The organism is Mucilaginibacter gilvus (assembly GCF_004054195.1).
Taxonomy (GTDB): Bacteria; Bacteroidota; Bacteroidia; order Sphingobacteriales; family Sphingobacteriaceae; genus Mucilaginibacter; species Mucilaginibacter gilvus.
Map to the genome: position 1 here is coordinate 32,888 of NZ_SBIW01000003.1, position 25,722 is coordinate 58,609.

The 25,722-nt window shown below is 46.3% G+C and carries 23 protein-coding genes; 17 read left to right on the top strand and 6 right to left on the bottom strand.

The genetic code is table 11. The features are described from left to right. Positions 1 to 39 precede the first annotated feature (39 nt). The 6 genes from EPL05_RS06200 (at position 40) to EPL05_RS06225 (ending at position 6,921) form a co-directional block, all read left to right on the top strand. Entirely contained in the window at positions 40 to 1,293 is a 1,254-nt protein-coding gene (locus EPL05_RS06200) for a nucleoside permease (RefSeq protein ID WP_128533095.1), read from the top strand. A gap of 3 nt (positions 1,294 to 1,296) precedes the next feature. Next, positions 1,297 to 2,184 (top strand): hydroxypyruvate isomerase family protein, encoded by an 888-nt coding sequence (locus EPL05_RS06205; protein ID WP_128533096.1) that lies wholly within the window; start codon positions 1,297 to 1,299, stop codon positions 2,182 to 2,184. Between the two features lie 47 nt (positions 2,185 to 2,231). Continuing rightward, the gene (locus tag EPL05_RS06210) at positions 2,232 to 3,107 is read left to right on the top strand and encodes a sugar phosphate isomerase/epimerase family protein (protein WP_128533097.1); all 876 of its coding nucleotides are present in this window, start codon (positions 2,232 to 2,234) and stop codon (positions 3,105 to 3,107) included. Positions 3,108 to 3,137: 30 nt separating this feature from the next. Further along, a complete protein-coding gene (locus EPL05_RS06215) occupies positions 3,138 to 3,905 on the top strand; it encodes a 3-keto-disaccharide hydrolase (RefSeq protein WP_128533098.1) in 768 nt (255 codons plus the stop codon). A 909-nt stretch (positions 3,906 to 4,814) separates the two neighbouring features. Further along, on the top strand, positions 4,815 to 6,149 hold the full coding sequence (dgt, locus tag EPL05_RS06220) for a dGTP triphosphohydrolase (RefSeq protein WP_128533099.1): 1,335 nt from the start codon (positions 4,815 to 4,817) through the stop codon (positions 6,147 to 6,149). Beyond that, complete coding sequence (locus EPL05_RS06225; protein WP_128533100.1) at positions 6,130 to 6,921, top strand: hypothetical protein; 792 nt, start codon at positions 6,130 to 6,132, stop codon at positions 6,919 to 6,921. The genes dgt and EPL05_RS06225 overlap by 20 nt, the downstream gene beginning before the upstream one ends. 61 nt (positions 6,922 to 6,982) lie before the next feature. On the opposite strand, the gene EPL05_RS06230 is transcribed toward EPL05_RS06225, so the two are convergent. Further along, the gene (locus EPL05_RS06230) at positions 6,983 to 7,216 is read right to left on the bottom strand and encodes a hypothetical protein (RefSeq protein WP_128533101.1); all 234 of its coding nucleotides are present in this window, start codon (positions 7,214 to 7,216) and stop codon (positions 6,983 to 6,985) included. 294 nt (positions 7,217 to 7,510) lie between these two features. Between EPL05_RS06230 and EPL05_RS06235 the strand changes: the two genes are divergently transcribed. Genes EPL05_RS06235 through EPL05_RS06250 form a run of 4 tightly spaced genes read left to right on the top strand, consistent with a single transcriptional unit; the run spans position 7,511 to position 15,195 of the window. Continuing rightward, on the top strand, positions 7,511 to 11,674 hold the full coding sequence (locus EPL05_RS06235) for a hybrid sensor histidine kinase/response regulator (RefSeq protein WP_128533102.1): 4,164 nt from the start codon (positions 7,511 to 7,513) through the stop codon (positions 11,672 to 11,674). 54 nt (positions 11,675 to 11,728) lie between these two features. Further along, positions 11,729 to 12,517, top strand: coding sequence for an NIPSNAP family protein (locus EPL05_RS06240; protein ID WP_128533103.1), 789 nt, complete (start codon positions 11,729 to 11,731; stop codon positions 12,515 to 12,517). 9 nt (positions 12,518 to 12,526) lie between these two features. Next, complete coding sequence (locus tag EPL05_RS06245) at positions 12,527 to 13,975, top strand: phytoene desaturase family protein (RefSeq protein ID WP_128533104.1); 1,449 nt, start codon at positions 12,527 to 12,529, stop codon at positions 13,973 to 13,975. Between the two features lie 11 nt (positions 13,976 to 13,986). Next, the gene (locus tag EPL05_RS06250) at positions 13,987 to 15,195 is read left to right on the top strand and encodes a glycoside hydrolase family 88 protein (protein ID WP_128533105.1); all 1,209 of its coding nucleotides are present in this window, start codon (positions 13,987 to 13,989) and stop codon (positions 15,193 to 15,195) included. Here the strand turns inward: EPL05_RS06250 and EPL05_RS06255 are convergent, their stop codons facing one another. Further along, entirely contained in the window at positions 15,196 to 15,819 is a 624-nt protein-coding gene (locus tag EPL05_RS06255; protein ID WP_128533106.1) for a YhcH/YjgK/YiaL family protein, read from the bottom strand. 97 nt (positions 15,820 to 15,916) lie between these two features. Between EPL05_RS06255 and kduI the strand changes: the two genes are divergently transcribed. From kduI to EPL05_RS06280, 5 genes are read left to right on the top strand one after another with little or no spacing between them, the layout of a single operon-like run. Then, positions 15,917 to 16,747, top strand: a complete 831-nt coding sequence (gene kduI, locus EPL05_RS06260) for a 5-dehydro-4-deoxy-D-glucuronate isomerase (RefSeq protein WP_128533107.1) — start codon at positions 15,917 to 15,919, stop codon at positions 16,745 to 16,747. Positions 16,748 to 16,766: 19 nt separating this feature from the next. Continuing rightward, positions 16,767 to 17,582, top strand: a complete 816-nt coding sequence (locus tag EPL05_RS06265) for an SDR family oxidoreductase (RefSeq protein ID WP_128533108.1) — start codon at positions 16,767 to 16,769, stop codon at positions 17,580 to 17,582. After that, the gene (locus tag EPL05_RS06270; RefSeq protein ID WP_243837232.1) at positions 17,582 to 18,370 is read left to right on the top strand and encodes a hypothetical protein; all 789 of its coding nucleotides are present in this window, start codon (positions 17,582 to 17,584) and stop codon (positions 18,368 to 18,370) included. Before EPL05_RS06265 ends, EPL05_RS06270 begins: the two co-directional genes overlap by 1 nt. A 1-nt stretch (position 18,371) precedes the next feature. Further along, positions 18,372 to 18,968, top strand: coding sequence for a TMEM175 family protein (locus EPL05_RS06275; protein ID WP_128533109.1), 597 nt, complete (start codon positions 18,372 to 18,374; stop codon positions 18,966 to 18,968). Continuing rightward, a complete protein-coding gene (locus EPL05_RS06280; RefSeq protein WP_128533110.1) occupies positions 18,961 to 19,515 on the top strand; it encodes a pyridoxamine 5'-phosphate oxidase family protein in 555 nt (184 codons plus the stop codon). The genes EPL05_RS06275 and EPL05_RS06280 overlap by 8 nt, the downstream gene beginning before the upstream one ends. On the opposite strand, the gene EPL05_RS06285 is transcribed toward EPL05_RS06280, so the two are convergent. Next, the gene (locus tag EPL05_RS06285; RefSeq protein ID WP_128533111.1) at positions 19,516 to 20,160 is read right to left on the bottom strand and encodes a YceH family protein; all 645 of its coding nucleotides are present in this window, start codon (positions 20,158 to 20,160) and stop codon (positions 19,516 to 19,518) included. A 274-nt stretch (positions 20,161 to 20,434) separates the two neighbouring features. On the opposite strand from EPL05_RS06285, the gene EPL05_RS06290 reads away from it, so the two are divergent. Together EPL05_RS06290 and EPL05_RS06295 are read left to right on the top strand one after the other, a co-directional pair. After that, positions 20,435 to 21,229, top strand: coding sequence for an SDR family oxidoreductase (locus tag EPL05_RS06290; RefSeq protein ID WP_128533112.1), 795 nt, complete (start codon positions 20,435 to 20,437; stop codon positions 21,227 to 21,229). A gap of 54 nt (positions 21,230 to 21,283) precedes the next feature. Next, positions 21,284 to 21,673, top strand: coding sequence for a hypothetical protein (locus EPL05_RS06295; RefSeq protein ID WP_208394688.1), 390 nt, complete (start codon positions 21,284 to 21,286; stop codon positions 21,671 to 21,673). Between the two features lie 17 nt (positions 21,674 to 21,690). Here the strand turns inward: EPL05_RS06295 and EPL05_RS06300 are convergent, their stop codons facing one another. The 3 genes from EPL05_RS06300 to EPL05_RS06310 form a co-directional block, all read right to left on the bottom strand. Next, positions 21,691 to 22,083: a group III truncated hemoglobin gene (locus EPL05_RS06300; RefSeq protein WP_128533113.1), complete on the bottom strand. Its 393-nt coding sequence runs from the start codon at positions 22,081 to 22,083 to the stop codon at positions 21,691 to 21,693. A 1-nt stretch (position 22,084) separates the two neighbouring features. Then, on the bottom strand, positions 22,085 to 24,745 hold the full coding sequence (locus tag EPL05_RS06305) for a glycoside hydrolase family 78 protein (RefSeq protein ID WP_128533114.1): 2,661 nt from the start codon (positions 24,743 to 24,745) through the stop codon (positions 22,085 to 22,087). A gap of 228 nt (positions 24,746 to 24,973) precedes the next feature. Next, positions 24,974 to 25,708: a 3-keto-disaccharide hydrolase gene (locus tag EPL05_RS06310; RefSeq protein ID WP_128533115.1), complete on the bottom strand. Its 735-nt coding sequence runs from the start codon at positions 25,706 to 25,708 to the stop codon at positions 24,974 to 24,976. Positions 25,709 to 25,722 lie beyond the last annotated feature (14 nt).

Genomic DNA, 25,722 nt, shown 5'->3' on the forward strand with positions numbered 1-25,722 from the left:
TAACCGGCTCGAAGAACTAAGTATTTAAACACATAAATTATGACCGTAACTACACGCGTTAAGTTATCAGCCATGATGTTCCTCCAGTTTTTTATCTGGGGCGCATGGTTTGTAACAATGGGAACGTACCTTGGTAAAACGCTGGGCGCGAGCGGAACAGAAAACGCGACTGCTTATTCAAGCCAATCGTGGGGTGCCATTATAGCGCCATTTATCATCGGCTTAATTGCTGATCGTTACTTCTCCGCCCAAAAAGTATTGGGTGTTTTGCACTTAACGGGTGCTGCGCTATTGTTTTACATCACTACCATTCCAAACTTTAACGCGTTTTTGCCGGTTATTTTTGCTTACATGATCGTTTACATGCCAACCCTGGCACTTGTAAACTCCGTATCGTTTAAACAGATGACTAACCCAAGCAAGGAGTTTCCACCTATCAGGGTGTTAGGCACCTTCGGTTGGATAGTTGCCGGTACCGTAATAGGCTGGCTTGGTTGGGAGGCAAATAACACATTGGTTTTAACCTTCAAGATGGCAGCTGTCGCATCCTTAATATTAGGTTTGCTAAGTTTCTCTCTGCCTTCAACGCCACCTGCTAAAAAAGGACAGAAATCGAGTATGAGCGATATCCTGGGTCTTGATGCTATCGGGTTGTTGAAGAATTCCTCTTACCTGGTGTTTTTTCTCGCTTCTATAGCTATTTGCGTGCCGCTTGCATTTTACTACAACTTTACCAACCCGTTCCTTAACGAAATGGGGATGAAGAAAGCCGCGTTCATTCAATCATTTGGTCAATGGTCGGAGCTTGCATTTATGGCTTTGATGCCGTTGTTCTTTGTACGGCTGGGTGTTAAAAAGATGCTTGCGATAGGCATGCTGGCCTGGGTATTACGTTACGTGTTTTTCGCCTATGGCGATGTGGGCAGTAACTACTGGATGCTCATCACAGGCATTGTATTGCATGGCGTTTGCTACGATTTCTTCTTTGTAACAGGTCAGATCTATACAGATAACCTGGCAGGGGAGAAGTTTAAAAGCGCCGCGCAGGGCTTTATAACACTTGCTACTTACGGTGTGGGTATGCTTATCGGCTCTTACATCTCGGGCCCGATAGTTGATAAATGGCAAACATCTCCAACCACGCATAACTGGACAACCATCTGGTTGATCCCGGGCGGCATAGCAGCGGTAGTGTTGCTGGTGTTCCTCATTTTCTTTAAAGATAAGAACCAGATCCAAACCAATCCTTCTTTAGAAATTGACGGCGAGCCGAAAGGCCGCTTAGAAGTATAACCTATGGCAACAAACCAAAACAGGAGAACGGCCATCAAAGGCCTTATAGCCGGTAGCGCCGCTATTGGCGCATCGGGTATATTATCATCTTTTAAAGCCGCCGAAAACGAGCCTATGGACGATAAATTGAAAGGAAACATTAACCACGCCGTTTGCCAGTGGTGCTATAGCGATTTCAGCGTAGAGGACCTTTGCAAAGCCGCCAAGGAAATCGGCATAAAAGGTATCGACCTGGTTGGTCCCAAAGATTGGCCCACCCTAAAAAAATACGGACTGTTTTCCAGCATGTGTAACGGTGCCGAAATAAACCTGACCGATGGTTTTGGCGATAAAGTTTACCATGCCGAACTGCATAAGCGCTACACCGAAATGATACCCAAAGTAGCCGAAGCCGGTTATAAGAACCTTATTTGCTTTAGTGGCAGCCGTCGCGGTAAAACCGACGAGGAGGGATGGAACAACTGTGTGGAAGGGCTTAAACCTATGGTAGCGCTTGCCGAAAAGCACGGTATTGTATTAGTGATGGAACTGCTTAACAGCAAAATTGACCACAAAGATTACCAGTGCGATAGGGTAGAGTGGGGTGCTGAGCTTTGCAAAAGGCTGGGCAGCGAACACTTTAAACTGCTGTTTGATATTTACCACATGCAAATTGATGAGGGCGATGTGATCCGCAATATCCGCGCTTACCACCAGTACATAAACCACTACCACACAGGTGGTGTACCTGGCCGTAACGAGATAGACGATACGCAGGAGCTTTACTATCCCGCCATTATGAAGGCGATATTAGAAACCGGGCACAAAGGCTTTGTGGCGCAGGAATTTATACCGAAACAAAAAGACAAACTGGCCTCGCTTAAGAAGGCAGTACACATCTGCGACGTTTAAACCTTCAGGGGTTTACAGCGTCAAAGTTCGAATTATAAACAAGATACATGACAACCAGGAGAAATTTTTTAGTACAGGCGGGCGTTGCTTCGGCCGCCATCATGCTTGCCCCCCAATTATTATCGGCAAAAGGCAAACCGGGCGTTGGGCTTCAGTTATACAGCTTGCGCGATCAGTTGCCTAAAGATGTAAAAGGCGTAATTGCCAACATCGCTAAAGCAGGATACTCGGAAGTAGAAACTTTCGGCTACTCTAAGCAAGGCGGTTTTTGGGGTTTAAGCGCCAAAGAATTTAGCGCTTTACTAAAGGCAAACGGCTTAACCACCCCAAGCGGGCACTACGGTTTGGATGAATACTTCGGTACAGGTAAAATGGATCAGCTGAACAGCTACATAGAGGCTGCGCTGATAACCGGCCAAACGTATATCATTATCCCAAGCATCAACCACGAGTTTATTAAAACAGTAGCCGATTTTAAAGCGGTTGCCGAAAAAATGAACAAGATTGCCGAGATCCTGAAACCAAAAGGGTTAAAACTGGGCTACCATAACCACAATTTTGAGTGGAAAGAAACCGAAGGCACAACCTTTTACGATACCATCCTGAACGAAACCGATCCTAAATTGGTGAACATGGAGATGGACCTGTACTGGGTGGTTCGCGCGGGTTACAACCCTTTAGATATTTTCAAGAAACATCCGGGCCGTTTCACTTTTGTACACATCAAGGATATGGATAAAACCAACCATGAGCTGAACACCGAAATTGGTAACGGCACTATCGACTTTAAAAGCATCCTTGGGCAGGCTAAAAAGGCGGGCATCAAACATTTTATTGTGGAGCAGGAGAACTTTACCAATATCGACCCATACCAAAGCATTGCGCAAAGCAGCAAATACATCAAAGGCCTGCTTGCTGTTTAGTATTCCATTCGAACCAATAATTCATAAAATATGAAACATCAACTAATATTCACCGCGCTGCTTTCTGCAAGCTTTTTTGCAGCCAACGCGCAGCAGGGGGCAAAACCCGAGGATACCGAAAAGTGGGAACCCGTACCAAAGGTAGTAACCGCAGGTAAAACCACCAGCGACGCACCATCAGACGCTATCATTTTGTTCGACGGGAAGAATCTCGACGAATGGGTAGACGTTGCCAGCGGCACACCTGCCAAGTGGGACGTGAAGGACGATATCCTGACCGTTAACAAATCCACGGGCAATATCGAAACAAAAAAGAAGTTCGGTAACTACCAGTTACACATTGAGTGGAAGGTGCCTGCAAACATCAGCGGTACCGGCCAGGCACGCGGCAATAGTGGCATTTTCTTAGCCTCCATAGGCAAAGGCGACCTGGGTTACGAATTGCAGGTGTTAGACTCCTACAATAACAAAACCTACGTAAACGGTATGGCCGGCAGCATTTACAAGCAATTCATCCCGTTGGCAAACCCAACCAAGGCCCCCGGCGTATGGAACGTTTACGACGTAATTTGGACCGCCCCAACCTTCGATGGCGACAAAGTAAAAACCCCTGCCCGTGTAACCGTTTTATTTAACGGCGTACTGGTAGAGAACAACATCGAACTGCTTGGCCCAACCCAATACATCGGCGCACCAGGCTACCGTTCCGCTCATGGTCCGGCCCCAATAAAGCTGCAGGCCCACGGCGACAAAAGCGAACCACTTAGCTTCCGCAACATTTGGGTAAGAGAGCTGTAACACCTTCTGCAACCCACATAAAATACAAAGCCGGCCACGAAAGTAAGCCGGCTTTTTTATGGGTAATATTTTAATCCCCTCTCCGGAGGAGGTGCTGCGGGCAAGAGCGCGAAGGCAGGGGTGGGTTAGCCACCATGCGGCCACTACAACGCCTTAAAAACCGCTTTCCCATGCGGCGCGAGGGTTAACAAAAGTTAACACAATTTCGAAAATTGTTTTTTAAATATTTGATAATCAATATGTTAAAAAATAACAGGGTTAACACATTTCCCCCCATAATAGTGCCACCATAAATGCCAAATATTTTATTAGGAAACCGTGAACGCCATTTAATAAACATGGTTTTCTCATGGGCTATTACGCCCTGTGGGCGCATGCTGGTCAAGCGCGCAAAGGCAGGGGTGGGTTAGCGGCAACGCGATAATGCAGCTAAAGTTCCCCTCCTCGGAGGGGCGGGCAAGAGCGCGAAGGCGGCGTGGGTTAGCCATCATGCAATAACCACTCTTGTCATGCTCGAGCGCAGCGAAGCATCTAATCACCACCATGCAATAACCGCCTTGTCATGCTTGAGCGCAGCGAAGCATCTAATCGCCACCATGCTATAACCACCATGCGGTAAGCGATTGTCATGGTGAGCCTGTCGAACCACTAACCACCTACCCAATCAACCACTCACCAATTAGGGCGTTGCCTGCGGCCCGGGCTTTGCAGGGCTGCGCTGCGCTCCGGCCCGATGGGCTAAACCCTTTCAATCCCTAACGCGGGGGATTGGGTAGAAAGCGAAACAATAAAAATCATTTTAGAGCGATAATTATCAAGTAATCGCCACTGTAATTTAAGTTTAATTTGGTTGGTTACTGATGTTGTAGTTTATTTTTTTTAATTTTCACAAAACCTAAATATCACATTATGAACTGGAAAAAGTATTTAAACGCAAATCGACTTCGTACTTCTGATAGAGAAAGAGAATTGGATCCACGAAATGAATTTGAAAGCGATTTTGGAAGGGTCATTTTTAGCCCTGCAACCAGAAGAATGCACGATAAGACACAAGTGTTTCCATTGACTTCGGACGACAACATTCACTCTCGACTTACACACTCTTTAGAAGTAATGTCAATAGGGCATTCTTTAGGATTGAATATATGTCAAAATAGCGAGTTTATCAAATCACTTGGTCTTGACCAGCGCGACTTAATTAGGGAAATACCAATCATACTTAAAAATGCATGTTTAGTACATGATATTGGAAATCCACCATTTGGCCACTTTGGAGAGACCGTTATACAGACATATTTCGAGAAATTATTTAAGACAGAGTCCTTTGGTTTAAATGAAATCGAAAGAGAAGATTTTACTCTTTTTGATGGTAATGCTCAAGGCTTCAGAGTGTTAACAAAGCTTCAGATGTTGGAAGATATCTATGGATTGAATTTAACTTATGCCTCATTGGCGGCTTACATAAAGTATCCAAATACTGGTAAAATAGACAAGAAGTTTTTATATCAGAAAAAAAGAGGAGTGTTTCAATCAGAAAAAAATTATTTGGAAGAAATTGCGGATGGGTGTGGCTTATATAAAAACACAAAGATAATTCGACATCCACTTGCTTACTTGATGGAGGCCGCTGATTCAATTTGTTACTTGGTTATGGATATTGAAGACGGTTTTAATAAAAGTCTATACACTTATGATTTTATAAAAAGTAAATTAGTAGGACTACAAGGGATGACAGAACAATTTTTAAAATTGGAAAGTAAATATCAAACACCTTTGGGTCGGGTTGTGAACTTGAGAATATATTTAATAAAAAGACTCGTAGATTTGTCAGTATCGAACTTTATGAAAAATATAACCATTATTTGTGAAGGGAAATATAATCATGAATTAATACATGATGATGAGTTTAAACTTGCCGATACTCTGCAAGATTTTTGCGTGAATGAGATTTTTCCGAAACGTGAAGTCCAGTCGTTGGAATTAACAGGGCACTCTGTTTTAAGTGGTTTGCTCGATTATTATATTAAATTTACTTTTCACGAAAGTAAAGATTATAGAAAACGAGCTGTAGGCTTAATTTCAGAAAGCGTAAAAAAGGTTGCTTATAAAGAATACGGCGTTAGTAACTTTGATAGTCTTAATAAATATTATAAGTTAAGAGTAATTGTAGATTTTATCAGCGGGATGACTGATCAATACGCATTAAATCATTTTCAAAAATTAAGTGGCCAAAAAATTAATTGATATACGAACTTTAATTGATAAATCAGGACCAGCGTTTTATCAATATCTTCACCAATTGCTCCATGATGATATTATGGAAAAATTGATGGAGATAAACTTGCAAACTGATGTGTATATTTTTAGTGGAATAATTCGAAATTACTTTTTGAAAATTTACAGAAAGCGAGATGTGGATGTCGTTTTAGGAAACGAGATTAATATTACCGAACGTTTTAAAGACCTGCCTTTTCAAAAAAACAGCTTCGGTGGATATAAAATATCATTTCCCTCTGGACCCTTAGATTTATGGTTTATAAAAGATACTTGGGCTTTCCAGCATTCGCAAAAAACATTTGAATTTAATTTGGAGAAAAAAATACCTGATACAGCGTTTTTTAATTTTTCTTCAATAGTTTATTCTTTAAATAAAAAGCAGTTTTATTACACCAAGCATTTTGTCAAATTTTTGAGAGATAAAAAGCTGGATTACGTGTATAAAGAGAATCCAAACTACTGCCTTTGCATAGTAAATACTTTATATTATGCTGATAGATACGAATTAAAGATTGCCGATAGATTATTGAATTTTATCACGGATTTGTACAAGAAAAACCTGTATGACTTTCAAACTACGCAGCTAAAACATTTTGGTGAAATTATATATAGTGACTCGGAAATAGAAAAAAGATTAACGTCATACCAACCAGCAAACGTTAGTAAAAACAGTAAGAATATTTCAAAGCAAAGTCATCGTTCGGCAAAACGAACAGTAGCTATCAATAGTTCAAGATAGAAGTTGTGTTTGTATGTTACTGTTAAGATATATAAAAAAACTGCTATACTTTTAGCCCCCATCACCCCACCTCATAATAACTAATCCCCGTTCCGCCATAGTTCCGAAGCACGTCTACGGCTTCCTGGGCCAGGCGGGAGGTTTGGGTTTTAATGTTCATGATCACTTGCGGGCCGTTAGCGGCGGGGATCAGTTCGATATCTTCTTCCAAAAATTCGTTTCCAAGCAGGTATTCGTGGGCGTCTTCGGCGTGGCTGGCATCATCAAAGGTGGCGGTGGCTATGTGTGGCGTCATGTGGATATAACACCTTTTTAGTTCATTTGTTCTTTTTGGTTCATTAGTTCATCTGTTCAATAGTTCATTGGTGCAGGGGTGGCAATAATGTGGTATGAGCTACTTATAACTCATAACTCACCACCCACACCCCCCCCATTCACAACTCACCACTCCCCATCCTTGTTCTTTTAAGAAAAAGTGTTAAGTATTGATTTCTTTTTTGTAAATTTTGAACCTATTTACTCCTCCTTCCGTAGAAGTGTAAATAACCATACCAAATAAACTTATTGTTCCTAATCCCCTAATAAATTAATGTTTAAGTATTCTATACTTGTCCTTTTCGTGCTTTTTGCCCTGGATACTTTCGGCCAAAACCAAAGCATGAAGTTTGAGCATTTGGGTAAACGCGAGGGCTTGTCGCAAATAAACGTGGAGTGCATTATACAGGATAGCCGCGGTTTTATTTGGGTAGGTACCCGCGACGGCCTTAGTAAGTACGATGGTTACGGCTTTAGCTATTACAAGCACGATCCGCAAGACTCTGCCTCCATGAGCAGCAGTATGGTTGCCGATATTCTCGAAGATAAAGAGGGGAACATTTGGGTGGCAACCATCATCGGCCTCAACAAACTCGACCGCCGCACCGGTCGGTTCACCAAATTTCTGCATAACGATAAAGACCCCAATTCACTTGCGGATAATATCCTGAAGAAACTGGCCTTAGATGAACACGGCAATGTTTGGGTGGGCAGCCAGGGCGGGCTGGATTACCTCGACACCAAAAAAAATAAATTCACTAAACATTTCCGGCACGATCCTAAGAACGATCGCAGCATCAGCGACAGCAAAGTAACCAGCCTTTTCGTTGGGGCCGATAAACGCCTTTGGGTAGGCACCGTTGAAGGTGGCCTGGATCTGTTCGACGCTAAAACGCAAACGTTTATCCATCACAGGTATAGCGCTGCAAACCCGAATTCTATATCGGGCAACAGCATAAGATGCATCTTTGAGGATAAGATGCGCCGTTTATGGGTTGGTACCTTAAATAACGCGCTCAACAAACTCGATTTGAATACCGGCGTTTTTACTCGCTACCCCTACAACGAGAAGCTGAAGAACGCTATAGCGGGCAATACCATTTACAGCCTTGCCATGGACGAGAACAGAAACCTGTGGATAGGCAGCGAAAATGGTGGCCTTTGCATCCTAAACCCCGAAACGGGCAAATTCTATACCTACAAGCACGATGATATTGATAAGAACAGCATCACGGGCAACACGGTTTACAGCATTTTAAAAGATAACCATGGCAATATGTGGTTGGGCGCGTTCAGCGGCGGCATTAACGTGTTTAAACGCAGTACAGAAAGCTTTGCACACTACAGGCACAGTTCATCGCCTAATAGCCTCTCCAACGATTTTGTACTTGCTGTGTACGAAGATCAGGATAAAAACGTATGGGCGGGTACCGATGGCGGCGGCTTGAACAAGTTTGATTATAAAAATGGTAACGTAGTGCATTACGTGCAGCAGCCGGGTAAAAATAGCATCACCGGTAATTTTGTGCTCACCGTTAACCAGGACTACGAAGGTGATTTCTGGCTGGGCACCTGGGCCGATGGTGTTAGCATTTTTAACCCTAAAACCAATGTGTTTACCAATATAAAAAACCAGCCCGGTAACCCCAACAGTTTGCCAGGCAACAACATCTACGCCCTAACGCACGCTAAAGATAAAACTACCTGGATAGGCACCTATAGCGGCGGGCTGAGCCACTACGATAAAAAAACCAAACGGTTTGAAAACTATAAGTATAACGCTGCCGACCCGACCAGCATCAGCAGCGATAGGGTATATTCGTTACTGGAGGATAGCCACGGTAATTTATGGGTGGGCACATTTGACGGCGGATTAAACCTGTTCAATAAAAAAACAAAGTCGTTCACCCGTTTTAAGCACCGGGCAGACACCAACAGCATCAGCGATGATAATGTTCCCGATATTTACGAAGGGCATAACGGCAGCATCTGGATAAGTACTTTCACGGGGCTTAACCTTTTCGATCCGGTTACCAGGCACTTTACCGCGTTTACTAAAAAAGACGGGCTGCCAAGCGATATTATCTACGCTGCCCGCGAAGACGACGATAGCAAATTATGGGTGAGCACCAACAACGGTCTTTCTGAATTTGACCCTGCAAAACGAACGTTTAAGAATTATTCGGTAGAGGATGGCTTGCAGGAAGATGAATTTAAATCGCATTCGGCTTATAAAGGTGCTTCGGGCAAGCTATATTTTGGCGGGGTGAACGGCTTTAACGCTTTCTCGCCCGGGCAGATTTTAAAGCCGGAGGGCTTTTCGCCGCTGGTGATCACCTCATTCCAGCTGTTCAATAAAAAGGTAGCCCCTGCAAAAAACAGCAGCGATCCGTCGCCACTTAAGGAAGATATCTCTGATGCTAAAAGCATTACGCTTAACTACAAGCAATCGGTTATTTCGTTGGAGTTTGCCGCGCTTGATTTTACCTCGGCCGACAAAAAGCAATACGCCTATATATTGGAAGGTTTTGATAAGGAATGGAATTTTGTAGGGCCACGGCATAGTGCCACCTATACCAACTTACCCGCCGGCACCTATACCTTTAAGGTGAAGTACCAAAATATGGCGGGGGTATGGTCGCCGGTTACCAGCGGGCTTAAGATTGTCACCGAGCCGCCGCTTTGGTTAACCTGGTGGTTTAAAACCATGGTGGTGTTTTTGGTAGTGGCGATAGTACTTGGCGTATTCAGGCTCCGCATCGGGGCTATAAATGCCCAGAAAGCTATTTTGGAGAAACAAGTGGCCGACCGTACGGAACGCCTTGCAGAGATGAGTAAGGATGAGCGGGTGCTTCGCGAGGAGGCCGAAAAGGCGCGCGAAGATGCCGAAAAAGCCAATCGTGCCAAGAGTATATTCCTCGCTACCATGAGCCATGAGATCCGCACGCCTATGAACGGGGTAATGGGTATGGCCACTTTGCTTGCAAATACCCCCCTAAACTCCGAGCAGCAGGAGTACACCGAAACTATTAAGACCTGCGGCGATTCGTTGCTGAATGTAATTAACGATATTCTCGATTTTTCCAAAATAGAATCGGGCAACATGGAGTTGGACGAACACGACTTCGATCTGCGCGATTGTATAGAGGCGGTGCTGGATGTTTTTGCCGAAAAAGCCGCCCGCATCAATCTCGACCTGGTTTACCAGGTGGATCATAACGTGCCATCGCAAATCATTGGCGATTCGTTACGGTTGCGTCAGATCCTGATCAACCTGGTGGGTAACGCGGTGAAATTTACAGCAAAAGGTGAAATATTTATCTGCGTAAAACTTAAGAACACAACAGACAGCGGATTTGAACTATTATTCGAGATTCGCGATACGGGGATAGGTATCCCGCCTAACAAACTCAACAAGCTATTTAAGGCTTTTTCGCAGGTAGACTCGAGCACCACACGCAAGTATGGCGGCACAGGGCTTGGGCTTGCTATAAGCGAAAAACTGGTTGCGCTGATGGGCGGCGAGATTGATGTGCAAAGCGAAGTGGGTAAAGGCACTACCTTCTCGTTTAACATGCACGCCAAGCCGGGCGTAAAATCGCAGCGGAATTATGTGCACGTTAACGTGGCAGAAATCGAAAACAAGCGTATCCTGGTGGTTGATGATAATCCGACCAACCGCGATATACTGGAAGAACAGCTTAAGCAATGGCACCTTATCCCGGTAATGGCAGAATCCGGCGCGGCCACGCTATCTATCCTTACCGCAGATGAGCCTGTAGACCTGGTGATATCAGATATGAACATGCCCGAAATGGATGGCATTACGCTCGCCCGTAAGATCCGCGAGATAGATCCGGCGTTGCCCATCATTCTGCTCACCTCCATGGGGAACGAGCAAAGCAGAAAAAACAAGGACCTGTTTAACGTTGCTTTAACCAAGCCAACCAAACACCAGGTGCTTTACAAGCATATTATTGAGCAATTAAAACTGAACATTGATGTAAAGAGTGAGGTGCAACCGGTAAAAACACCATTCTCGGAGGAATTTGCTAAACTTCACCCTATCAATATCCTGATAGCTGAGGATAACGCCATTAACCAAAAGTTGGCTAAATATATCCTCAACAAAATGGGATATAAGCCCGATATTGTAGAGAATGGGCACGAATGTCTTAACGCGCTCATCAACAAAAAGTATGATATGATACTGATGGACGTGCAGATGCCTGAAATGGATGGACTGGAAGCTACGCGCTTTATCCGCCAGAATATGGAGCACCAGCCCGTTATTGTAGCCATGACAGCCAACGCCATGGCCGAAGACCGCGAAGAGTGCCTGCAAGCCGGTATGAACGATTACCTGAGCAAACCCCTCAAACTGCAGGAGATTATGGACGCGCTGGAAAAATGGGAACCCAATAAAGCTGCAATTTAAGATAGCGGATATAGCTTTATTTAGATAACTTTACCGGTACTAATTATGCTCATCATGTTATTCCAAACCAAATTATTGCGCCACTTGGGTGTGGCTATCTTGTTTATTAGCTTAGCCTTTTTCGCCAAATCGGCCTCCGCAGCAAGCAGGTATTACTACCAAATAAAAATTTACCGCTTTAAGGATAAAGCACAGCAGCAAACCGTAGATACCTACCTGAAAGAGTATTATTTACCCACCCTGCACAAAATGGGCTTTAAAAATATAGGCGTGTTTAAAACGCAGGAAAGTGATACAGCCAGGCGTACCTACGTTTTCGTCCCCTTTAAATCGTGGAAAGCCTTAGAAGGTTTCGGGCAGAAGATAGCCGCGTTGGGCGATGAAGCAACAACGGGCAAAGATTACATCAACGCCGACTCTAAGACGCCACCTTACACACGTACCGAAACCATGATACTTTCGGCATTCTCTACCCGGCTGGAGCCAAAAGCACCAACCCTAACCGGCGACCGCGCTGCCCGCGTTTACGAACTGCGCAGCTACGAAAGCCCTACCGAAAAATACCACTACAATAAAGTTAAGATGTTTGATAGCGGCGAAACCGATCTGTTCGACAGGATAAACTCCAATGCCGTATTTTATGGCAGCGTAGTTGCCGGCAGCCACATGCCCAACCTGATGTACATGACCTGCTACGCCGATATGAAAGACCGCGACAAGCATTGGGAGGCCTTTGGTGCAGCGCCAGAATGGAAAGCGCTGACCGCACAGGATCAATATAAAAACAACGTATCAAAAAACGAGATCGTGTTTTTACACCCTACCGAATACTCCGACTTTTAAAACTGCCGGATGAAGCTGGAGAAGCGGGATTACGATGCGGTAGTGGTAGGCTCGGGCCCAAACGGGATTGCGGCAGCTATACTGATGCAGCAAAAAGGCTTATCTGTTTTACTGCTGGAAGGAAAGGACGAAATAGGGGGAGGACTTCGCTCTGCAGAACTAACATTGCCCGGCTTTAAGCACGATATCTGCTCGGCCATCCACCCACTGGCCGCGGCATCGCCGTTTTTTAAGAACTTACCGCTGGCTCAATTTGGATTAAATTATATTTACCCCGATATAGATGCCGCGCATCCGTTGGACAATGGCACCGCCGCCGTTTTAAAAGGCAGTGTTGCCGATACGGCCCGATTACTGGGTAACGATGAACACCGCTATAGCGAACTCATGTCGTGGGTTACCGAAGCCTGGCCGCAGATAGACAGCGACGTATTAGGTCCTTTGCATTTCCCCAAGCATCCGTTTACCATGGCAGGCTTTGGGCTGAAAGCATTGCCCCCCGCCACTTTTTTAACACAAAAATTTAAAACCACCGAAGCGCGGGCATTGCTGGCAGGCATGGCGGCACATTCCATGCAGCCGCTTACCTATACCGCCACCTCGGCAATTGCCTTGGTACTGATGGCGGCCGGGCATTTAAAGGGCTGGCCCATCCCAAAGGGCGGCTCGCATAGTATAGCCAACGCGCTGGCCGCTTATTTCACCTCGATAGGGGGCAAGATAGAAACCGGTGTATATGTAAGATCATTGGATCAACTGCCATCGGCACATGCGGTGCTGTTTGATATTTCGCCAAAGCAATTATTGCAGATAGCCGGGCATAAGCTCTCCGCCATTTACAAATGGCAGTTGGAACGCTACCGCTACGGCATGGGCGTTTACAAAATAGACTGGGCGCTGGATGATGCCATACCATTTGTGGCCGAGGGCTGCCGCCGAGCCGGTACCGTACATATAGGTAACACCTTTGAAGAGATCAGGGCATCTGAACAGCAAACCTGGGACGGCATCCACCCCGAAAAACCATTTGTGCTTTTGGCACAGCAAAGCCTGTATGACGATAGCCGAGCACCAGCGGGCAAGCATACCGCCTGGGCCTATTGCCACGTGCCTAATGGCTCCACCAAAAACATGACGGGTGCTATAGAAAGCCAGATAGAACGCTTTGCACCGGGCTTTAAGGAGCGGATACTGGCCAAACACACCATGGATACCGCGCAGATGGAAGAGTACAACCCCAATTATATCGGCGGCGATATCAATGGCGGGGTGATAGATATCCGGCAGTTGTTTACACGGCCTGCTTTGCGTTATTCGCCTTATAAAACTTCTGCCGATGGGATCTACCTGTGTTCGGCTTCAACGCCGCCGGGCGGTGGGGTGCATGGTATGTGCGGGTACTGGTCGGCAAAAAAGGCGCTGAAAGATGTGTTTAATATTTCTGTTGATAGTTTATAGATTTACCGCTTATGAAAATTACCAAGATCCTCCCGGTTGTTTTTTCGCTGCTGCTGGTTAGCCCGGTATTCGCGCAGCAAAAAAATACTTTTAAACCGCAAAAGGCGGTGCTGAATACCATTAGCGCCAATATAATGGATGCAGATGCACAGTACAAATACCTTGCTAAGCAGATCAAGCCCGAGGAGTTCCCAAAAACTTTTCACCCGGAAACCGGCAAAATGGAAAACAGCAACTCCGGCTGGTGGTGCAGCGGTTTTTACCCCGGCACCCTGCTGGAACTTTACGGGCAGAACCACGATGAGGCTTTAAAAACCGAGGCCGACCGAATTATGGGCGTTTTGGCTAAAGAGCAATTCAACACCCATACGCACGATCTGGGTTTTATGATGTATTGCAGCTTTGGCACCGCCAACAAACTGCAACCAAAACCCGAGTATAAACAGATCCTGCTCAACAGCGCCAAATCGCTTTCTACCCGTTTTAACCCAACGGTGGGCTGCATCAAGTCATGGGATTCTAAAAAGTCGGATTTTTTGGTGATCATCGATAATATGATGAACCTCGAGTTGCTATTCTGGGCCACCCGCGAAACCGGCGACTCCAGCTTTTATAAAATAGCCGTTACGCACGCCAATACCACCATCAAAAACCATTACAGGCCCGGTTTTAGCTCCTACCACGTTATCAATTACAATGCTGAAACCGGTGCCGTGCAGGAAAAGAAAACCGCGCAGGGCTTTGCCAACGAGTCTGCATGGGCAAGGGGGCAGGCATGGGGATTATACGGTTTTACGGTAATGTACCGCGAAACAAAGGACAAGAAGTATCTCGATCAGGCTAACAACATCGCTAAATTCCTGCTGAATAATCCTAATCTCCCGGCAGATAAAATCCCATATTGGGACTTTAACGCCACAAACATACCAAACGCGCTGCGCGATGCTTCGGCGGCGGCTATTATGGCCTCGGCGCTGCTGGAGCTTTGCCGCTATACTGGTAAGACTGATGCCCAAACTTATTTTAAAACGGGGGAAACCATAATCAAAACGCTCTCGTTACCTACCTACAAGGCTAAGCCAGAAACCAATGGCGGCTTTATTTTGCAGCACAGCGTGGGCCATTTCCCGGCCGGCACAGAAATAGACGTACCTCTAACGTATGCCGATTATTATTTTGTGGAGGCGATGGAAAGGTATAAAGGGTTTGCGGGGAAATAATTATTTGACAGCTCTTATTTTGATCACCAACTTTTTTACCTGAGTTGAACCGCCCGATTTTATGCCCGGCTCATGCAGTTCTCCGGGGAAAAAAAGGAAAAAATATTTAGGAGTAGCGGTGTATTCTTGGCCTTTAACGGCATAGTTTTCTACATCCTTGGTTTCATCGTAAGGTTTGCTCACTATCACCGAATCCTTTTTGTCTTGCGTGTATATTTTCTCTTCGCCTTTTATCACGTAGTGCAGGTCGATGAAGTTTCTATGGCTTTCAAAGCCGGCGCTGTCGAGTTGTTTTGGGGCAGGTTCGGTAATTATAGCAAATACATCTTCACCACTAATGGGGTATTTTCCCGGTGCCATTAGTTCCAGGTTACGGTCGCGTAAAAAAGCGATCACCTTATCCCAATTGGCTTTGTTGGCTTCATATTGCCGGGCAAACTCCACCACATTCAGCGGTTCGTGCGTATTCAGTTTTAAACCGTTTGCCCAAACTTTTTCTTTCAGCCATGCTTTCGCGGTCTTTTCCGTCCATGCGGTGCGCGTACTTTGTGCAGCGCAAACGTTAGCGTAGATTATAAACGCGATAAGTATATACAGGCTTTTGTATGCTGATAAATGTTTCATAGTTTAGTTTTATAATTCAGATCAATAATTCAGGTCACCGCTAATAACGGTGTTTTTAATGGCTTATTCTAAAGCATAAATATAAAAATAATCTGCCTTGAGAATTTTACATAGCGTACATCCCGAAGATTTTAAAAGTTACCAAACCCAACAGATACGCGATCGTTTTTTATTGGATAACATCGTGCAGCCAGGCACCATCAACTGCATTTATACGCATTACGACAGGATGATAGTAGGCGTAGCCAACCCGGTTAACCAGGCACTCGAACTGGAAAATTATCCAAACCTGCGCGCCGATTATTTTTTAGAGCGCCGCGAAATAGGCATCATCAACGTTGCCGGCGATGGCGAAGTTGTTGCCGATGGCCAAACCTACCCGCTAAAAAAGCTCGACTGCCTTTACATTGGTAAAGGGGTAAAGTCGGTTACGTTTTCCAGTAAGGATGCGGCATCTCCGGCAGTTTTCTATTTATTGTCGGCCCCGGCACACGCAAGTTACCCAACCACTTTGGTTACCAACGAAGAGGCGGTTAAAGTAAATGCCGGCACTACTTCTATGGCCAATGTTCGTGTTATTAATAAATACATCCACGCCGATGGGATAAAAAGTTGCCAACTGGTGATGGGTTTAACCATACTAAGCAATGGCAGCGTTTGGAACACTATGCCTGCGCACGTACACGACAGGCGCATGGAAGCTTACTTTTATTTCGATGTACCCGAGGGCCAGCGGGTGTTCCATTACATGGGAGAGGGACACGAAACCCGCCACATTCTGCTGGGAAATTACGATGCCGTGGTTTCACCACCATGGAGCATCCACTCGGGCAGCGGCACATCCAGCTACAGTTTTATATGGGGTATGGCAGGGGAGAACCTCGACTACACCGATATGGACGCGCTCACCACAACCGACATCAGATAATCATTTAACTTTTATAGAATTGGAAAATCAGTATTCATTAGCCGGCAAAGTAATTGTTGTAACCGGCGGCACCGGTATTTTAGGCAACTCGTTTGTAAACGGCATTGTGGCAGCAGGCGGCACAGTAGGTATATTGGGGCGTAACGAGCAGGTGGCAGAAGAACGTGCCGATGCCATTAACAAAAGCGGCGGCCAGGCCATCGCCTTAATTGCCGATGCGATGGACGAAGCTGCCCTTATAGCAGCCAAAGATAAATTATTGGCCAAATTTGGCCGGGTAGATGGATTGGTAAACGGTGCCGGCGGTAACATGCCCGATGGCGTACTGCAACCCGATGAAGATTTGTTCTCCATGAAAATGGATGGCATGAAAAAAGTAGCCGACCTGAACCTTTGGGGCACGCTGATCCCAACCCAGGTTTTTGGGCGCGAAATTGCTAAAACAGGTAAAGGGAGTATTGTAAATATCTCTTCCATGAACTCAAAAAGCGCAGTTACCAAGGTTTTGGGTTACAATATGGGCAAGGCTGCTGTGGATTGCTACACGCAATGGTTCGCGGTAGAGCTCGCTAACCGTTACGGTGATGCTATCCGTATGAACGCGCTTGCACCGGGCTTTTTTCTGACCGAACAAAACCGTAATTTACTCACCACGCCCGATGGTGGTTACACCACAAGGGGCGAATCGGTGATTCGTAAAACACCTTTTAAACGTTTTGGCCGCACTGATGAATTGATAGGTGCGCTGGTTTGGCTGCTGAGCGATGCATCGGCATTTGTAACCGGTTCTATGATATGTGTCGACGGTGGTTTTTCTATCTTTAGCGGCGTATAATGATGAACAAACGGGCCAGCCTCATCCTTTTAACAATTTTGTGTGCTTGCTTTGCAGCACAGGCACAGGTGGTGGTTACGCTCGATCATTATTTTAACCACGAAACCCATAAGAATGCCTCCGGCCAGCCGGAGCGCTTTCATTATTTCTGGGAGGAAAAGGCGCAAACCGGTTTCTCTATTTTCGGCGATGCTTTTACAATACAAGGTGCGGTACTCAACTCCCTGGAGGATGCACCAACTTTTGCTAATTTGGCGAACACCAAGATCTACATTATTGTAGACCCGGATAGCCGCAAGGAAAACCCGCAACCGAATTATATTGGCGCGGCGCATATTGATGAGATAGCCAAGTGGGTAAAAGCCGGCGGCGTATTGCTGCTGATGGCCAACGATAGCGCCAATGTAGAGCTGCCGCATTTTAATGAACTTGCGGCACGTTTTGGAATGCATTTTAATAACGATATTGCAAGCCATGTAATGGATGATAAGCATTTTGAGGATGGTGCCATCAACACGGAGGGTAACGCAATTTTTGCTACCGCGAAGAAGATCTTTATGAAGGATGCCTGTTCCATCGGACTGAGCGGGAAGGCAAAGGCAGCGCTGAAAAATAGTGCCGGCGCTGTGATTATTGCCAAAGCCAAATACGGCAAAGGTTTTGTACTGGCCGTTGGCGACCCATGGTTGTATAACGAATATGTAAATGGCAGGTTACCTGCCGGTTTTGAGAACGATAAAGCAGCGAGTGATGTAGCAAGATACCTGCTGAAAAAAGCAAAAAAGTAAAATGGGTAAAGGGCGTTTAGAAGCATTTAGTGACGGTGTTATCGCAATTATTATCACCATAATGGTGCTGGAGTTGAAAGTGCCGCACCATGCCGATATAGAAGGCCTAACACCGTTGATACCTGTTTTTGTGAGCTACGCCCTCAGCTTTATTTACGTGGGCATCTACTGGAACAATCACCACCACATGCTGCACGCAACAAAATCAATCAACGGGGCCATCATGTGGGCCAACCTGCATTTGCTTTTCTGGCTATCGCTGATCCCCTTTGTTACAGGCTGGATGGGCGAGAACCATTTTGCCAAATGGCCGGTGATCTGCTACGGAATTGTGCTGATCATGAACTCCATCGCCTATACCATCCTGGTGAAATTACTGATACGCCACCATGGCGAACACTCGCTATTGGGTACAGCCTTTGGCTCCGATACCAAGGGGAAGATCTCCATGGCTATTTACGCGGTAGCTATTGTAGTTTCCTTCATTCAATCCTGGCTTGGCTTTGCGCTTTATATTGTGGTGGCCTGCATCTGGTTTATCCCCGACAGGCGCATCGAAAATAAAATGAATAAAGAAGAGGAACCGTATCATGGCTAAATTTTTTGACGAGATCAACAACCAGCATCGGGAGTTTATAGAAGCGCAAAAGATCTTCTTCACCGCCTCGGCGCCGCTTGACGCGGAAGGGCATGTAAACCTGTCGCCTAAGGGGATGGACAGTTTCCGGGTGTTATCACCCACCAGCGTGGCCTATATGGATATCAACGGCAGTGGAAATGAAACCTCGGCTCATATATTGGAGAATGGGCGCATCACCATCATGTTTTGCGCCTTTTACGGGCCGCCAAATATTTTGCGTTTGTATGGAAAGGGCCAAACCGTTTTACCCGGCTCTGCTCAATGGGACGCATTATCACCTTTGTTTCACCTGCCTCTTTCTTCAAGGCAAATAATTGTTGCCGAAATAGACAAAGTACAAACCTCCTGCGGTTTCGGCGTGCCCTACTATGAATACACCGGCGAACGCGACCAGGCTATTAAATGGGCCGACAATAAAGGCGAAGAAGGTATCGAAAAGTACCAGGCAGAAAAGAACCTCCGAAGCATGGATGGCTTACCAACCGCTATGTTCGGAAAGCTCTAATTACGTCAGTTCCTTCATCAGTTTATCAAAAGCTTCTTTCAGCTCCGCCAGTTCTGTTTCAACTTTAGTTAGGCGGGCCTCCAGGTCGGATGAAGAGCGGCGAACGGGTTCGTCCTGCGCATCGTCCTCGGGGATGGTGCCGCCTAACAGGTGGCGGTAGCGCACTTCTTTCTGACCCGGGCGTTTGGGCAATTGCAGCACATAAGGCATATCTCCATCGGCAAGTTTTTCTAATATGGTCTGCACCTCGTCCAGGTCGTCGAATTCATACATCCGGCCCGAGTTGGAGTTGATCTCGCCCGGTGTAAGCGGGCCGCGTAATATCAGCAGGCAAATAACCGTAACCTCCGATGGTACCACCGGGAATACGATACCAAAATTGTGCTTATACTTAATGGCACGGCTGCTGCCGCCTGTAGCGGTAGAGATGAGTCCTTTACGTTTTAAAGTATCCAAAGCAAGCGTTACCTCGTTATCGCTGTAATCAACCACCGGCTTGCGCGATGATTTTTGGTTACAGGCAACCGTTAGCCCGTTAAGCGTCATAGGGTAATAATCGGGCGTAGTTTTGCTTTTTTCCATTAGCGAACCCAGCACGCGCAGTTCGGTATCATTTAAAACAGGTAAAGATTGCGGAGTATCCATACGGCTAATATAGCTAACAGTTTGCAGTTTGTAGTTCTGCAATTATAACTACTTATGGGATAATGGCGTTGCCCTCGCTAACCCGGCATTGGCAGTCTTAAAGCTCCGGTGAGAACACCGGAGCGGGGGAGATTTTTCATTCCCAGTGGCGGTGTCCCCACCGCCATCAAACAACGTACACAGTGCCATCTCCCGATAGCAAAAATGAAGAGATTTGTCAACTTTTAAAAAGTTGACAAATCTAAATCACTGCATTGTTATCTTAGCCCCAACGATGACAATTGGCATTTTAGGTTGCGGATGGTATGGGCTGGCACTGGCAAAGGCGCTGGTGGCTGATGGGATAACCGTAAAAGGTTCCACCACTTCGCCGGAAAAACTTACGGTGCTGGCAGATGCCGGCATTATTCCTTTTATTATCGATTTATCTGCTGAAACTACATTGCCGCCCTCTTTTTTCGACTGCGATGTACTGGTGATTGCTATCCCGCCGAAGGCCCGTTCGGGGGCAGGGGCGGAATATGTGCCGAAACTGCAGCGGGTGATAGATGCCATCCACAAGTCTCGGGTAAATAAAGTCATCCTTATCAGCTCCACCGGCGTTTATGCCGATTTGAACCAGGAAGTAAACGAACTAACACCGCCCCAACCCAACACTGCCGCCGGGCAGGTACTTTTTGAGGCAGAAGAATTGTTTAACCAGCAAACCGCGCTTAAAACAACCATCATCCGTTTTGGGGGATTAATTGGCCCCGGCCGTGACCCGGGCAGATTCTTCGCCGGGAAAAAGGACATCCCCAATGGCCTTGCACCTGTAAACCTCATCCATCTGGATGATTGCATTGGCATCAGCAGGGCTATTATCCAGCAAGATGTTTTTGGCTATACCATTAACGCCTGTACACCGCATCATCCCCCAAAATTAGCGTTTTACATGCAGGCCGCTGACCAAGCAAATTTACCATTGCCCGAATTTCTGCCTGAACTAAAGGAATGGAAAATAGTGAGCAGCGAAGTGGTTGGAAAACAGCTGATATACAATTATCAAATAGATAACTGGCAAAGCTGACATTGATAATCGGGGCTTTTGCTATTTAGATATTTATATTATTTTAGCAATACCATGGACCAATACAGCATTCCTCTTAAGTACCGCAAAATGGAGAACCTCCATATCGTTTTCTGGTTATTTAAAGATATTGGCTGGTGTTTGTTTTGGAAACCTCTGGGCATCGTCATGATCATCCCCACGCTGGCTATCTCCATCGTCATTGTTTACCGTACACGAAACATGGTGTCTGAAATGTGCCACAACCTCGCTATTACTTTTTGGATCAGTGCCAACTCGTATTGGATGATCAGTGAGTTTCTGAAATTTGACGCGCTTAGCTTTTATGGGGTTATCACCTATAAACACCTTGCGCTCATCCCGTTTTTCCTGGGGGTATTTTGCCTCGCCTTTTACTATGTGATATGGCATCCGCGCCACCCCAACGAGATAGAAACGATGTAGAAAACCGGCGGTTGCCGTTATTGAATATTAAGCGGGTTCTTTTTAAACAAGGCTATTTTGTATTCAAACATTTCGGCCATTTTGCCGGCGCGCCATTTTGCTTCGTCGGCTTTTTCCCCGGCAAATAATTCATCAACCGTTTTTGTGAACAGCGCTATCCAGGTGGCAAAGTGCTTATGCTCTACCGGTAACTTCGCATGTGGTGGAAAGGGGGTGCCAAAGTAGGTATGCTTGCCCAACAGCACCGTTTGCCAAAACCGGTACATTTTTTCGAGATGCGTGCCCCAGTTATCCCGTATAACTTCATTAAAAACAGGGCCAAGCAGTGCGTCTGCCTGTATCCGTTCGTAAAAGGTGTCTACCAGCAGTTTTACATCATCTATTGTTAATATCGGGGGCCTGTCTTCCATGTTATATCAATCTAAAACTGTAAGTGCCGGCATTTATTGCTATGCCCTTCACCGTATTTAACGGCTTGCCATCCAAATAAACCTTTTTACCCTGCGGGAAGGTAATGGTTGCGGTGGTATTTGCCGGGATAGTTACGTTATATTCTACCGTATCGCCATTGCGTTTCCACGACGAGATTATCTTACCATACGGCCCGGTATGTACCGCCTCGAACTGGTTTAAACCCGTAACGAAGTTCGGTTTCAGTACCACATTTTTAAAGCCGGGGGCTTTTTCATCCGGCTCTATACCGCCGATGCCACGGTACAACCAGGCGCCAATACCACCAAACATGATGTGGTTGAGCGATATATCGTGCTTGGCATCTATCGCCCAATTCTCGTACAACGTAGTGGCACCGTTCACCATCCACCAACCCCATGAGGGGTAAGTTTCCTGTGAAGCTATTTTGTAGGCCACATCGGCATAGCCGTTATCGCTCAGCGCATTCATAATTGCTTTACCTCCTAAAATACCAACGTCCAAATGGAAATTATCGGCCTCTACACGCTTGGCAAGGTTAGCTGCAACGCGGGCTTTATAAGCATCGGGTACCAGCCCCATAAACAGCGGTACGCTTAGCTCGGTTTGCAGGCCTTTGTTGTAGCTGCCGGTTTGTTCGTTCAGGTATTTGTCGTTAAAGGCTTTTTTTATTTTGGATTGCAAGGCGGCGTATTTGGTGTAATCGTCAGTCTTGCCCAAAAGCTTAGCTATTTTGGCGAGGATAGTAACATCAGCATAATAATAACAGGTAGAGGTCAGCTCAACCGGGGAGACAGATTTTACAGGTACCCAATCGCCAAGGCCCCAGCTGCACAAGCCGGTAGGGTACAACTCGTCTATGTGGTTTACGTAACGGCGAATGTTGTCGTAGTTATCCGAAAGTATTTTTTGATCACCGTAGAACATGTACACGTTCCATGGGATCATGGCCACGGTGCTGGTCCAGTCGGGCCCGTTTCCCCATTCGTAACCCCAGCCGGCGGTAGGGATGATAGATGGCAATACGCCGTTTGGCTGCTGCTCGTCGCGGTGGTCGGCCATCCATTTTTCGTAAACGGTGATGCCGTCGAAGTTATACAAGCCGGTTTCGGATGCGATAATGGCGTCACCTGTCCAGCCGTTCTTCTCGCGCTGCGGGCAATCAGTGGGGTAGCCGAACAGGTTGCTTAGGTACGAGTTGTTGGTAGCGTACCATATTTTATTGATGATAGGGTTAGAAGTATTCACATTGCCCACAGGCGCTACATCGCTGTGCATAAAATAGCCGGTAAGGCTCTCTTTGTTAAGCGTAATGGGTTCGCTGCTGTTAATTTCCACGTATTGAAAACCTTTGTAATTGAATTTGGGCATAAAGGTTTCCTGGCCGTTACCGCTCAGGGTAAAAATATCCACCTGGAAAGGGTCCTTATCATCGGTAGGGCGGTAGTGGAGGTCGATGTTGGAAAGATCGACATGCCCGTTCTTGTAAAGCCTTTCGCCATGTTTAAGGCGGATAACGGTTCCTGCTTTGCCGCTTACAGTTATTTTGCTTACGCCGGAGATGTTCCGCCCAATGTCGAAAACATAATTGTCATCATCAAACCTGGTGATGGTTTGAGTGGGCACTTCCTCCACCGCGCGGATGGGTACCAGCTGCTGCGATACGATATTTTGCGACGGCGTAGGGCGGGCAAACGCCGGTTTCCATTTGGCGTCGTCGAAGTTAATGGTGTTCCATCCGGGTTGGTCCAGCCGCGCATCGTAATGCTCGGCAGTATAAATACTGTTGAGGGTAATTGGACTTAAATTGGTTTTCCAGTGTTCGCTGGAGGTGATGGTTTCAAAAGTGCCATCCTCGTAAGTTATCCTAAGGTCGAGGCAGAACGCTGGGCGTGCGCGCCATGATGCCAAATGGAAATCCCAAACGGCTGTGCTTTGGTGGTTATACCAGCCGTTGCCCAATAAAACACCAATAGCATTCTTGCCCGCTGCTACCTGTTTGGTTACATCATAGGTAACGTACAGCGTGCGCCTGTCGAACCGGGTGTACATGGGATCTAAACGGTGGTTGCCTATTTTTTCGCCGTTGATATAAAGTTCATATAAACCGGCTACGGCAATGTACGCCCTTGCCGATTTTACCTTTTTACCAGTGCTAAAGCTGGTACGGAAGTACGGTGCCGGTTTTACGTTAAAGCCATTCTCATCGCTTATCCAGCTGCCTTTCCAGTTGGCCATCTTCATCATCCCGGTCTCGAAACTGCTAATAGCTGATGGTGCGGAGCTGATGCCATCCTTATCCCAAACAACCACCTGCCAAAAGTATTTGGTAAAGGGCTGCAACGCCCTGCCCTGGTAGATGGATAATATATTTGATGAATGTACTTTAGCTGTTGCCCAGCTCTCGCCCTTGCCACTGCTTACCGCCGCGGAATCCGTCCCCACAAAAATTTGGTAAGCGGTTTGTTTTGCGCCCTGCCTGCTATCGCCCAGCATCCAGGTGAGGCGGGGGTGCGGGGCATCTACACCAAGCGGGTTGGTTAAATACTCGCAACGCAAACTAAGGGGTTTAACATTGGCAGCGTGCGCGTTAACAGCAATAAACAGAAATAAGCTTAACAGGCGGAAGTATGATCTCATGGTCCGGCTAATATCGAAATTAGCGGGGGGCTTGGCAAGGGAAAATTTGCCTTGAAGCGTAATAAACCCGCTGTCGATAGAGCTGGGGCGGGCTGTGAGCGGGGAGCGAAAGAGAAATCCTAGACGCTATGCATTCGGACTATACAAAACGGTAATGCATGGCGTACACTTAGCAGTTGTATAAGATTTCCCCTGGTTCGAAACAAATGGGGAAGGAGTGTAATATCTTTACAGTTTCTTGATCTTAATATCTTTAAACCAAACATCCGCTCCGTGGTCTTGCAAAGCGATATGTCCTTTTTTAAACGTGCCGAAATCGGGCCATTCTTTAAACTTGCTTTCGGCCACCAGTTTTTTCCAGTTATCGGTCCAGAGTTTGGTGGTTAACACCTGTTCGTCGTTCACAAAAATATTGAGGACGCCATTGTTAACCAGCACTGTGGTTTTGTTCCATTCGCCTGCAGGTTTTACCACCTCTTTATTTATCGACATCAGATCGTACAGGTCTCCGGCACGGTGTTTTGGTATCTGCCCGTCTTCGTTTTCTTTATTATCGGCCACCTGTGTCTCTATGCCCGTGTGCCAGCTGTACGGGTACTTCTTAGGGTCCTCGTTCACGTAAAATATAATTCCGCTGTTGCCTGCTTTGGATATTTTCCACTCAATGCTCAACTCAAAGTTGTCATATTCATCATCGCTCACCAGGTCGCCGCCGTTTTTGGTTTGCCAGTCGCTTTTGGCCGATGCATCTAAATGCAGGACGCCATTTTGGGCTTTCCAGGCCTTACCGGCTTCGGTTTTGCCGTACGTGTGCCAACCTTTGGTGGTTTTGCCATCAAAGATGGGTGCCCAGGCGGTGTCCTTAAAAGCCGAGCTATCGGTAGCTACATCGGTACTGCTTTGCGAGGAATGACAGCCGCTTACAATCATAGCGACGAGCACAAAAAGTAAAAAATTTTTCATAGTAGGTAGGATTG

What these genes read in the sequence shown, in the direction of transcription:
- EPL05_RS06200 (WP_128533095.1), top strand. Translation starts at nt 40, where the DNA reads ATGACCGTAACTACACGCGTTAAGTTATCAGCCATGATGTTCCTCCAG.
- EPL05_RS06205 (WP_128533096.1), top strand. Translation starts at nt 1,297, where the DNA reads ATGGCAACAAACCAAAACAGGAGAACGGCCATCAAAGGCCTTATAGCC.
- EPL05_RS06210 (WP_128533097.1), top strand. Translation starts at nt 2,232, where the DNA reads ATGACAACCAGGAGAAATTTTTTAGTACAGGCGGGCGTTGCTTCGGCC.
- EPL05_RS06215 (WP_128533098.1), top strand. Translation starts at nt 3,138, where the DNA reads ATGAAACATCAACTAATATTCACCGCGCTGCTTTCTGCAAGCTTTTTT.
- dgt (WP_128533099.1), top strand. Translation starts at nt 4,815, where the DNA reads ATGAACTGGAAAAAGTATTTAAACGCAAATCGACTTCGTACTTCTGAT.
- EPL05_RS06230 (WP_128533101.1), bottom strand. Translation starts at nt 7,216, where the DNA reads ATGACGCCACACATAGCCACCGCCACCTTTGATGATGCCAGCCACGCC.
- EPL05_RS06235 (WP_128533102.1), top strand. Translation starts at nt 7,511, where the DNA reads ATGTTTAAGTATTCTATACTTGTCCTTTTCGTGCTTTTTGCCCTGGAT.
- EPL05_RS06240 (WP_128533103.1), top strand. Translation starts at nt 11,729, where the DNA reads ATGTTATTCCAAACCAAATTATTGCGCCACTTGGGTGTGGCTATCTTG.
- EPL05_RS06245 (WP_128533104.1), top strand. Translation starts at nt 12,527, where the DNA reads ATGAAGCTGGAGAAGCGGGATTACGATGCGGTAGTGGTAGGCTCGGGC.
- EPL05_RS06250 (WP_128533105.1), top strand. Translation starts at nt 13,987, where the DNA reads ATGAAAATTACCAAGATCCTCCCGGTTGTTTTTTCGCTGCTGCTGGTT.
- EPL05_RS06255 (WP_128533106.1), bottom strand. Translation starts at nt 15,819, where the DNA reads ATGAAACATTTATCAGCATACAAAAGCCTGTATATACTTATCGCGTTT.
- EPL05_RS06270 (WP_243837232.1), top strand. Translation starts at nt 17,582, where the DNA reads ATGATGAACAAACGGGCCAGCCTCATCCTTTTAACAATTTTGTGTGCT.
- EPL05_RS06275 (WP_128533109.1), top strand. Translation starts at nt 18,372, where the DNA reads ATGGGTAAAGGGCGTTTAGAAGCATTTAGTGACGGTGTTATCGCAATT.
- EPL05_RS06280 (WP_128533110.1), top strand. Translation starts at nt 18,961, where the DNA reads ATGGCTAAATTTTTTGACGAGATCAACAACCAGCATCGGGAGTTTATA.
- EPL05_RS06285 (WP_128533111.1), bottom strand. Translation starts at nt 20,160, where the DNA reads ATGGATACTCCGCAATCTTTACCTGTTTTAAATGATACCGAACTGCGC.
- EPL05_RS06290 (WP_128533112.1), top strand. Translation starts at nt 20,435, where the DNA reads ATGACAATTGGCATTTTAGGTTGCGGATGGTATGGGCTGGCACTGGCA.
- EPL05_RS06295 (WP_208394688.1), top strand. Translation starts at nt 21,284, where the DNA reads ATGGACCAATACAGCATTCCTCTTAAGTACCGCAAAATGGAGAACCTC.
- EPL05_RS06300 (WP_128533113.1), bottom strand. Translation starts at nt 22,083, where the DNA reads ATGGAAGACAGGCCCCCGATATTAACAATAGATGATGTAAAACTGCTG.
- EPL05_RS06305 (WP_128533114.1), bottom strand. Translation starts at nt 24,745, where the DNA reads ATGAGATCATACTTCCGCCTGTTAAGCTTATTTCTGTTTATTGCTGTT.
- EPL05_RS06310 (WP_128533115.1), bottom strand. Translation starts at nt 25,708, where the DNA reads ATGAAAAATTTTTTACTTTTTGTGCTCGTCGCTATGATTGTAAGCGGC.